The sequence below is a fragment of the Snuella lapsa genome (genome assembly GCF_039539345.1).
Lineage (GTDB): Bacteria > Bacteroidota > Bacteroidia > Flavobacteriales > Flavobacteriaceae > Snuella > Snuella lapsa.
This window is the reverse complement of record NZ_BAABCY010000069.1, coordinates 49213-58588: the sequence shown is the minus strand read 5'-3', so window position 1 is coordinate 58588 and position 9376 is coordinate 49213. Positions and strand designations below refer to the sequence as shown.

Sequence of the window (9376 nt, the reverse complement as noted above, 5' to 3'; positions counted from 1 at the left end):
TAGTTTTTATGTTTCGCAACACAAATTTCTAAAACCCCTATTTTTCCTCAAAAAAAAGTCAAGATGACTTCTTTTAGTAAACTCATTCAGTGCAAGCTCACGAAGGATTTAAATCTCGATTATCTGGTAAAAAAGATATGTCGTAAATCATTGCATAAATCAGTTTTAAAGCATTTTATGATTTTTAAGTTTTTTAAATCTGAAAAAACAAGCTAAAATCCATTTTAAGGTCATTTTTAAGCGATTTAAGCGGTTTTTTAGTAATTAACAATTGTTGATAATTATTAGATAAAGACGTTAAAATGCTTTTAAAAAGCATGCTTATTTTGTATATTTGTTTGTATTCAGAAGGGTGCGCTAGGCATCTTTTTTTATGAGATAAAATTTGACTATAATTTTTTAGATAATTATTAAATATGAGTGAAGCAAAAGAAGAATTTAATAAGAATGGTTATTCGGCAGACAGTATTCAGGCGCTGGAAGGTATGGAGCATGTGCGTATGCGTCCATCCATGTATATTGGTGATGTAGGTGTTCGTGGTTTACATCATTTAGTGTATGAAGTTGTAGATAACTCTATTGATGAGGCACTAGCAGGACATTGTAATAATATTACCGTTACAATAAATGAGGATAATTCAATTACTACTGAAGATGATGGTCGTGGTATTCCAGTAGATATACATAAAAAGGAAGGTATTTCGGCGCTAGAGGTTGTAATGACCAAAATTGGAGCAGGAGGTAAGTTCGACAAAGATTCGTATAAGGTTTCTGGTGGATTGCACGGTGTTGGTGTAAGTTGTGTTAACGCATTATCAGAACATTTAAAAGCGACTGTTCATAGGGATGGTAAAGTTTGGGAGCAGGAATATGAACGCGGTAAATCGCTATATCCTGTAAAGCAAGTTGGCGATACTGATAAAAGAGGAACTATTGTTACTTTTAAACCAGATGCTACTATTTTTCAACAGACTTTGGAGTATAGTTATGATACGCTAGCGAGTAGGTTGCGTGAGTTGGCTTATTTGAATAAAGGTATTACGGTTCACTTAGTTGATAAGCGGGCTAAAAAAGAGGATGGTACCTTTGAAGGGGAAACGTTCCATTCAGAAGAAGGACTTAAAGAATTTATTAAGTACTTAGATGCTACCCGTGAGCCTTTAATGAAAGATGTTATAGCCTTTGAAGGAGAGAAAAACGGGGTGCCTGTTGAGGTTGCTATGGTTTATAACACGTCCTATGCAGAAAATTTACATTCGTACGTAAATAATATTAATACCCATGAAGGTGGTACCCACTTATCAGGTTTTCGTCGTGGTTTAACACATACCTTAAAGAAATATGCCGATGAATCTGGAATGCTGGATAAATTAAAATTTGATATTGCAGGTGATGATTTCCGCGAAGGCTTAACAGCTATTGTATCGGTAAAAGTTGCCGAGCCTCAATTTGAAGGGCAAACCAAAACCAAGTTGGGTAACCGCGAAGTCTCTGCTTCGGTGAGTCAGGCCGTTTCAGAGATGTTAACCGATTATTTGGAAGAGCACCCAGAGGATGCTAAAACAATAGTCCAAAAGGTTATTCTTGCGGCTCAAGCTCGTCATGCTGCACAGAAAGCACGTGAAATGGTGCAACGTAAAACAGTAATGAGTATTGGTGGCTTACCAGGGAAATTAAGTGACTGTTCCGAGCAAGATCCGGCAAAGTGCGAGGTATTCCTTGTTGAGGGAGATTCGGCAGGCGGAACTGCAAAACAAGGTCGCGATAGAAACTTTCAGGCCATATTACCATTGCGTGGTAAGATTCTGAATGTTGAAAAGGCTATGACCCATAAGGTATTCGAGAATGAGGAAATAAAGAACATCTTTACGGCACTTGGTGTAACTATAGGGACAGAAGAAGATAGTAAAGCTTTAAACCTGTCGAAATTGCGCTATCACAAAATAGTAATTATGTGTGATGCCGATATTGATGGTAGTCATATTGCTACTTTAATTTTAACGTTCTTCTTCCGTTATATGAAAGAGCTTATTGAAGAAGGTCATGTTTATATTGCAACGCCTCCATTATATTTGGTTAAAAAAGGAAATAAAAAACAATATGCCTGGACAGATAAGGAACGTGATGAAATAGCTGAGTCTTTTGGTGGTTCGGTGAATATTCAACGATATAAAGGTCTTGGAGAAATGAATGCAGAGCAACTTTGGGATACAACTATGAATCCAGAGTTTAGAACATTAAGACTCGTTCAAATAGATAATGGAACCGAAGCCGATAGAATTTTCTCTATGTTGATGGGAGATGAGGTGCCACCGCGTCGTGAGTTTATTGAGAAAAATGCCGTTTATGCAAATATTGATGCTTAGTGTGATATAACATAAACACGAACTAAAAATGCCGCTTAAATTAAGCGGCATTTTTAGTTAATTTAAAAGTCAAAACCAATTGAGAATTGTCAAACCCTATTATTGGGACTGCCATTGTCATAAATACTTCCCAGACCCAAATGATAACGTATACCAAGACTAACACCTGAGTCGGTTATCATTTTAATATTACAGAATCGGTAAAAGCATCCTTACGAGCTGGTATATTAAACATTTTGAATAGAAAAAATAGTATCAATCGGTATTATGAAGTAGACCCTAATGATTCTGAGTCTGCAATTCGAATTGATAATACGTCTTTGGGTTTAACCCCTAATGTGGGTTTTAGAGCTAAATTTTAAGTGTAAAATAAAATAAATATCGATTAAAAACAATTTTAATCGATTAAGTGTTGTTTTTTAATGTAATTTACTATTTTTGTTGCACCCAAATTTATAGAACTATGAAATGAGCCATAACAAATCTTGATACCCATCGGTATGATTGTTGGCGAAATCGAAGATTCATGAACACTTTTGAAAAGCAATTATTAACGATGTGAATAATTGCATCTGACTAATAAAAAAACAAATAAAATAAACAGATGAAAAAGTTAACCTTATTTATGTTACTAAGTTTAGTAGCAATTACAGTAGAAGCACAAAACGATTTAGATGCTCTTTTGGCGGCAGGTATTGAAGATGCAGAACATTTTGCTAATGACTATTTAATGTCAGGAACCAATGGCCTTATGTATAGTATGAATGCCAATTGGTTTAATACCGCCGATGCAAAACCTTTAGGCGGTTTTGAAATTTCCATAGTTGCAAATGCGGCCATGATTAAAAATGAGCATAAATCATTTTTAATGGATACCGATACGTATAATAACGTCCGTTTTGTTCAAGGGTCTAATGCCCAAATGGTAGCAACTGCCCTAGGAGAAAATGATCCAGATGTGGTTGTAGAGATTGCTTACGACGATCCTATTTTTGGACAGCAAACAGAAGAAATAACCTTGCCTTCTGGAATTGGTTCAGAAACAGCCAATTTATTACCTACCGCTTTTATTCAAGGGGCATTAGGGTTAAGCAAGGGTATAGAGGTTAAAGCGCGTTTTGTGCCTAAAATTGATACAGATGATGTGTCCTTAAGTATGTACGGAGCTGGTTTGCAGCTTGAATTCACAAAATGGTTGCCAGCCGATAAACTATTGCCAGTTGCTATATCTGGTTTGGTTGCTTATACACATTTAGATGGTAAGTATAATTTAGACGATTCCTCAAACATAGAAGGTGAAAATCAGCGTTTAGAAACAGCAACCAATACATGGCTGCTTCAATTAATAGCATCTACAAAAATGCCAGTTATTAATTTTTATGGCGGACTGGGCTATTTAAAAGGGAAGTCAGAATCAGATTTATTGGGGACATATAGAGTTTCTAATGGTATTTTAACAACAAATGATATTGTTGACCCATTTTCTGTGTCTAGCGAAATTTCTGGTGTGAGAGGTACTATAGGAACAAAATTAAAATTAGGATTCTTTAGACTTAATGCAGAATACCACTTAGCTGAATTTAATGCCTTTTCTGTAGGAATCAATTTTGGATTTAGATAATGTTAAAAGTGGTATTTAGAAGTGTTACTATTTGTTGGTAGCACCCTATAACGTTTTAGTTTAAATTATATAAAATTTATTGCGAAAAGTGTAAGATTTAATCTTGCACTTTTTTTATTAACCGTATATTTATTCGTATTTTTGAGCTATAAAAATCAACGAAATAACAAAATTGATTAAGGTGAAAACATAAGGGATTTTCAATGTAAATTGAGAGTTCCTTTTGTTTGAAGAAACATATAATCATTAAAATTCTTAAAAAGTTAACTTATGAAAGTAACAGTAGTAGGAGCAGGAGCAGTAGGTGCCAGTTGTGCAGAGTATATTGCTATTAAAGATTTTGCTTCAGAGGTCGTTTTATTGGATATTAAAGAGGGCTATGCTGAAGGAAAAGCTATGGATTTAATGCAAACCGCATCATTAAATGGGTTTGATACAAAAATCACTGGAGTCACTAACGATTATAGCCAAACGGCTGATAGTGATATCTGTGTTATCACTTCTGGAATACCACGTAAACCAGGAATGACACGTGAAGAATTAATAGGTATCAATGCAGGCATTGTAAAAACCGTTGCATCAAGCTTAATTGAGCATTCCCCAAATACAATTATTATAGTTGTAAGTAACCCTATGGATACGATGACCTATTTAGTACACAAATCAACTAACCTACCTAAAAATAGAATTATTGGTATGGGAGGTGCATTGGACTCGGCACGCTTTAAGTACAGGTTGGCCGAAGCATTAGATGCACCAATAAGTGATGTAGATGGTATGGTAATAGGTGGACATAGCGATACAGGTATGGTGCCATTAACCTCTCATGCTACAAGAAACAGTGTTAAAGTATCAGAATTTTTAAGTGAAGAGCGCTTAGAGCAGGTTGCTGCCGATACCAAAGTAGGTGGCGCAACACTTACCAAGTTATTGGGAACATCAGCTTGGTATGCTCCGGGAGCAGCAGTAAGTGGTTTGGTACAGGCAATTGCATGCGATCAAAAGAAGTTATTCCCATGTTCAACATTGTTGGATGGTGAATACCAATTAGAAGATATTTGTATAGGAGTGCCAGTAATTTTAGGTAAAAATGGTATAGAGCGTATTGTTGATATACCTTTAAGTGATGCCGAAAAAGCACATATGCAAGCTAGCGCCGAAGGTGTAAGGAAAACAAACGGATTATTAGAATTTTAATCAAAAAGAATTCCCCGACGCTCAGCGTCGGGGATAGTTCGTTTCAAGAAATTCTTTATTATTCAATAATTTAAAAATAACCATTGTGCATTTTGGATTGAACTAGTTTCAAAAATGTCTGTTCGAGTGGTTTTTTGATAAAAAAATCGTATCGAGAACTATTTTAAAGGCTAAAGTTCCTATTCTCGATATAAATTTTACTCGTTTCAATCGTAAAATTCACTCGAATTGACAGGGATTTATTAAAAGGCACAACGGATTTAAAAATAGATATTTACATAAAGACTGTAGAAATACAGTCTTTATTTTTATATTTGGCGCATGAACAAAAAATGGTACTTTGTTGCTCTTACAATTATCCTAATCGTATTAGGTGTTTGCCAGAATGGAATTTCTGGCCCTAATCAGGAGGTTGTATTGAAATTCTCAGATGCGAATATCACATCTGATGAAGCCCAAAGCGCTATTTCGGCTGTTAAAAATCAATTGCATGCTATTGGAATTGATAAAGTTCATGTGCAAGAGTTAAGTAACGGTGAACTTAAAATAACTTACTACAGTTCGACCGATGTCGAGTTTGTAAAAGAAAAGCTTTTTGAGGCTAAGGCACTTGAAACAGGTTATTTATCTTCGAATAAGCATGAAAGGTCTCCAAATGACGATTCAAAGCAGTACAAGCTCGATGTATTCGAAATCCATAAAGGAAAAGAAGCACCTTCGGGATTGGATGGAAAATGTGTTTTGAATGTAAAACAGGATTTCGATAGGTTTTACAACACCAATCTTTACAACTTTAATAATGAGATAGATGCTAAGGACGAAAATAAAATCGTTAAAGTAGCATTTAAAGTGTGTCGTAATATTGCGGTAGCACTTGATACCACTTCACGTAATATACCAGAAGTCAGGGCGGGACCGTTGGCTTAGGTATGTGTGGCTTGAGTACATTTAGGACATGTGAAAGTTTCTTCTTTGTACATTTTAGTACTATGCCACTAATTAAAATTTCAAAACTATACATTTAGTATACCACTACTTTCTAAATATTAATGTTTAGAAGGATACATTTAAATTAACCATAAAAAATGTAGGTGACAAGGTTTGTGTTGTTGCCAGAAACATTTCAAATTAAAAAAACAGAAACATGCAAAATAAAGGACTAGTAAAATTATTTGCAGTTTTATTCGGGTTGGTTAGTATTTACCAACTATCCTTTACGTTTAAGGCGAATCAGATTGAAAAAAATGCAGAAGAGATTGCTATTAATAAAATTCCAGAGACTGAAGAAAACTATAGAGCTAAGCGAAGTGCAGAAGAGGCTGATTATTTAGAGTCTATTGCGACAGATACCGTTTTTAATATAGGTATTGCAAAATTCACTTATAATGAAGTGAAAGCTAAATCCATGAATTTAGGTTTAGACCTTAAAGGAGGTTTAAACGTTATTCTACAGATATCTGTAAAAGATATATTAAAAGGACTGGCCAATCATACAACCAACCCTGTTTTTAACAAGGCATTGGACGATGCTTCAGAGCTTCAAAAAGATAGTCAAAGTACTTACTTAGAGGATTTTTTCGTAGCATTTGATGCTATTAAAGGTGACACTAAATTGGCATCACCAGATATTTTCTATACCAAGGAGCTTGATGGTGAAATTGACGGCACAATGAGTGATGATGAGGTAAAGCAAGTTATAGGAAGGAAAATTGATGAATCCATCGTTTCTGCCTTTGAAGTATTGCGTAAGCGTATTGATGAGTTTGGTGTAACCTCTCCAAACATTCAGCGTTTAGGAACTTCAGGACGTATTTTAGTCGAATTACCAGGTGTAAAAGATGTTGAGCGTGCCACAAGCCTTTTACAAAGTACTGCCCAATTAGAGTTTTGGGATGCCTATAAAGGAGAGCAATTCTTTCCGTTTTTAGCACAGGCTAATGAGGTCTTAAAAGACATTGTCGATGTAAAAGAAACTACAGAAGAAGTAAAAAGCGAAGATGCCGAAGATGCAACCGACTCTAAGATTGATGAACTTTTAGGAGATGCTGAAACTGACTCTACAGCTGTTGCTGGAGTGAACCCGATATTCGATTTAATTAGAGGACAAGGGTATCCAGGTGGACCAGTTATTGCTAAGTTCGAACTAAAAGACAGGGAAACGCTTTTAAACTATTTGAACTCAAAAGAAGTAAGAGCTTTGTTACCTGCCGAGCAGCGTTATGTTAAGTTTGCATTTGGAAAGCCTGAAAAAAACAGTGAGCTTGTAGATTTATATGCTTTGGTTGGGAATAGAGATAATGTACCACCGTTAAGTGGCGCTGTAGTTACCGATGCTAGAAACCAATTTAGCCCAACAGGGAAGTCTGAAGTATCTATGCAAATGAATGCGAAGGGCGCTAAGATATGGGAAGAAATGACCGGAAAAGCGTATAGCCAAGGCAGTCAGATTGCGATTGTTTTAGATAACATTGTATATTCCGCGCCGGGTGTAACATCGGGACCAATTGCAGGAGGAAGCTCTTCAATTTCGGGAGACTTTTCTTTAAATGAAGCGATCGATTTAGCAAACGTATTACGTGCAGGTAAATTACCAGCTTCGGCCGATATAATTCAAAGTGATGTTGTTGGACCATCTTTAGGGCAAGAAGCTATCGATAGTGGTAGTATGTCGTTCATGATCGCATTGGTGTTGGTATTACTATGGATGGTGTTTTATTATGGAAAAGCAGGGGTGTTTTCTGATATTGCCATGTTATTGAACATTTTGTTGATATTTGGTATTTTATCTGGTCTAGGAGCGGTATTAACTTTACCTGGTATTGCAGGTATAGTACTTACAATAGGTATGTCGGTAGATGCCAACGTGCTTATTTTTGAACGTGTTAGAGAAGAAATAGCAAAGGGCAAAGCTTATAAAGAGGCCATTCAAGATGGATTTAGTAATGCACTTTCCTCAATTTTGGATGCTAACATTACAACAGGTTTAACAGCCTTGATTTTATTTGTATTCGGAACTGGTCCTATTAAAGGATTTGCAACTACATTGTTAATAGGTATTGGTACTTCTCTTTTTACAGCGATATTTATTACCCGCCTGCTTATTGATTGGTACGTAAACAGAGGTGGTAAATTGGATTTCTCTACTGCACTTACTAAAAAGTTATTTAGAAATATTAATATTGAGTTCTTAAGAAAACGTAAAATGGCTTATATCATTTCTGGGGTGGTTATTGCGCTAGGTTTGGGGTCGTTATTTACAAACGGATTGGATCAAGGTGTTGATTTTGTAGGAGGAAGAACCTATCAGGTACGTTTTGCACAGGATGTAAGTGCATCTGAAATTTCAGGTGTTTTATCAAAACCAGATGTATTTGGTAGTGCTGATGCTAAAACTGTTGGAGAGGCGAATAACCTAAAAATTACAACGAAGTATAAAGTTGATGAAACAGGTAAAGAAGTAGATGAAGAAATAAGAAGTAAATTGTTTACTGCTTTGCAACCGTACTTACCAAATTTAACATACGAAGCGTTTATTGATAATACTAGTGATACTAAAACGGTAGGTATCATGGAACAGTATAAGGTAAGTCCAACAATTGCTGATGATATTAAGCAAGCATCTTTTTGGGCGATCTTAGGATCCTTAATCGTGGTGTTCCTTTACATCTTATTACGTTTTAAAAAGTGGCAATATTCACTTGGAGCTGTTGCCGCTGTATTTCACGATGTATTAATCGTATTGGGTGTGTTCTCTATAACGTACCGATTCATGCCATTTAGTATGGAGATCGATCAAGCATTTATAGCAGCTATCCTAACAGTAATCGGTTATTCCTTGAATGATACCGTGGTTGTTTTCGATAGAATTCGTGAGTATTTTAACGAGCACACCTCTTGGGAGTTCAATAAAGTAGTTGATATATCGCTTAGCAGTACATTAAGTAGAACCTTAAACACCTCTTTAACAACTTTAGTAGTGCTATTGGCAATCTTCATCTTTGGAGGCGATTCTATTAGAGGCTTTATGTTTGCATTAATTGTTGGGGTTATTGTTGGTACATATTCTTCGCTATTTATTGCGACACCAGTAATGTTCGATACAGTTCAAAAACTAGAAGATAAAAAGAAGAAAAATAGCTAACTCAAATTTTTTCTTTATTAAGGAGCCCATCACCAATTTGGTTGATGGGCT

At 35.7% G+C, this 9376-nt stretch carries 5 protein-coding genes and 1 pseudogene; 5 read left to right on the top strand and 1 reads right to left on the bottom strand.

What is annotated here, in order from left to right; all coding sequences use genetic code 11:
- The first annotated feature begins 416 nt into the window (after window positions 1–416).
- Window positions 417–2366, top strand: coding sequence for a DNA topoisomerase (ATP-hydrolyzing) subunit B (gyrB, locus tag ABD792_RS13130; RefSeq protein ID WP_345006691.1), 1950 nt, complete (start codon window positions 417–419; stop codon window positions 2364–2366).
- Window positions 2367–2455: 89 nt separating this feature from the next.
- Here gyrB and ABD792_RS19210 read toward each other — a convergent pair.
- Window positions 2456–2542, bottom strand: a pseudogene (locus tag ABD792_RS19210) (PorT family protein); the annotation flags it as partial.
- A 428-nt stretch (window positions 2543–2970) separates the two neighbouring features.
- Between ABD792_RS19210 and ABD792_RS13125 the strand changes: the two are divergent.
- The 4 genes from ABD792_RS13125 to secDF all read left to right on the top strand — a co-directional run bounded on the left by ABD792_RS13125 (window position 2971) and on the right by secDF (window position 9325).
- On the top strand, window positions 2971–3987 hold the full coding sequence (locus tag ABD792_RS13125) for a DUF6588 family protein (RefSeq protein WP_345006689.1): 1017 nt from the start codon (window positions 2971–2973) through the stop codon (window positions 3985–3987).
- A gap of 270 nt (window positions 3988–4257) precedes the next feature.
- Window positions 4258–5184 carry a malate dehydrogenase gene (gene mdh / locus ABD792_RS13120; protein WP_345006688.1) on the top strand — a complete coding sequence of 309 codons (927 nt, stop codon included), beginning with the start codon at window positions 4258–4260 and terminating at the stop codon, window positions 5182–5184.
- A 321-nt stretch (window positions 5185–5505) separates the two neighbouring features.
- Window positions 5506–6111, top strand: a complete 606-nt coding sequence (locus tag ABD792_RS13115; RefSeq protein WP_345006686.1) for a hypothetical protein — start codon at window positions 5506–5508, stop codon at window positions 6109–6111.
- Between the two features lie 217 nt (window positions 6112–6328).
- On the top strand, window positions 6329–9325 hold the full coding sequence (gene secDF, locus ABD792_RS13110; RefSeq protein WP_345006685.1) for a protein translocase subunit SecDF: 2997 nt from the start codon (window positions 6329–6331) through the stop codon (window positions 9323–9325).
- Window positions 9326–9376 lie beyond the last annotated feature (51 nt).

Bases quoted from the DNA above. Each gene is read 5' to 3' on its own strand.
- gyrB (WP_345006691.1), top strand. From the start codon at position 417: ATGAGTGAAGCAAAAGAAGAATTTAATAAGAATGGTTATTCGGCAGAC.
- ABD792_RS13125 (WP_345006689.1), top strand. From the start codon at position 2,971: ATGAAAAAGTTAACCTTATTTATGTTACTAAGTTTAGTAGCAATTACA.
- mdh (WP_345006688.1), top strand. From the start codon at position 4,258: ATGAAAGTAACAGTAGTAGGAGCAGGAGCAGTAGGTGCCAGTTGTGCA.
- ABD792_RS13115 (WP_345006686.1), top strand. From the start codon at position 5,506: ATGAACAAAAAATGGTACTTTGTTGCTCTTACAATTATCCTAATCGTA.
- secDF (WP_345006685.1), top strand. From the start codon at position 6,329: ATGCAAAATAAAGGACTAGTAAAATTATTTGCAGTTTTATTCGGGTTG.